The following is a 1,204-nucleotide window of genomic DNA, read 5'->3' on the forward strand; positions in this document are numbered from 1 at the left end:
GAGCTGGGGGTGGCCGCAGAGACCAGCGAGAAGCGACTGTTTACTAAAAACACAGGTCCGTGCGAAGCCGTAAGGCGATGTATACGGACTGACGCCTGCCCGGTGCTGGAACGTTAAGGGGACCGGTTAGTCACATTTCGGTGTGGCGAAGCTGAGAACTTAAGCGCCAGTAAACGGCGGTGGTAACTATAACCATCCTAAGGTAGCGAAATTCCTTGTCGGGTAAGTTCCGACCTGCACGAATGGCGTAACGACTTCTCGACTGTCTCAACCATAGGCCCGGTGAAATTGCACTACGAGTAAAGATGCTCGTTTCGCGCAGCAGGACGGAAAGACCCCGGGACCTTTACTACAGTTTGATATTGGTGTTCGGTTCGGCTTGTGTAGGATAGCTGGGAGACTGTGAACTCTGGACGCCAGTTCAGGGGGAGTCGTCGTTGAAATACCAGTCTGGTCGTGCTGGATGTCTAACCTGGGTCCGTGATCCGGATCAGGGACAGTGTCTGATGGGTAGTTTAACTGGGGCGGTTGCCTCCTAAAGAGTAACGGAGGCGCCCAAAGGTTCCCTCAGCCTGGTTGGCAATCAGGTGTTGAGTGTAAGTGCACAAGGGAGCTTGACTGTGAGACCGACGGGTCGAGCAGGGACGAAAGTCGGGACTAGTGATCCGGCGGTGGCTTGTGGAAGCGCCGTCGCTCAACGGATAAAAGGTACCCCGGGGATAACAGGCTGATCTTCCCCAAGAGTCCATATCGACGGGATGGTTTGGCACCTCGATGTCGGCTCGTCGCATCCTGGGGCTGGAGTCGGTCCCAAGGGTTGGGCTGTTCGCCCATTAAAGCGGTACGCGAGCTGGGTTTAGAACGTCGTGAGACAGTTCGGTCCCTATCCGCTGCGCGCGTAGGAATATTGAGAAGGGCTGTCCCTAGTACGAGAGGACCGGGACGGACGAACCTCTGGTGTGCCAGTTGTTCTGCCAAGGGCATGGCTGGTTGGCTACGTTCGGGAGGGATAACCGCTGAAAGCATCTAAGCGGGAAGCCTGCTTCGAGATGAGTATTCCCACCCCCTTTGAGGGGTTAAGGCTCCCAGTAGACGACTGGGTTGATAGGCCGGATCTGGAAGCCCAGTAATGGGTGGAGGTGACCGGTACTAATAGGCCGAGGGCTTGTCCATATTTGCTCGCGTCCACTGTGTTAGTTCTGAG

1 rRNA gene is annotated in these 1,204 nt (G+C 56.0%); it reads left to right on the forward strand.

From position 1 onward, the window contains the following. A 23S ribosomal RNA gene (locus ACFYZ8_RS44820) occupies positions 1-1,173 on the forward strand; the annotation flags it as partial. Positions 1,174-1,204: the final 31 nt, after the last annotated feature.

It is taken from the genome of Streptomyces sp. NPDC001668 (assembly GCF_042893155.1).
Classification (GTDB): domain Bacteria; phylum Actinomycetota; class Actinomycetes; order Streptomycetales; family Streptomycetaceae; genus Streptomyces.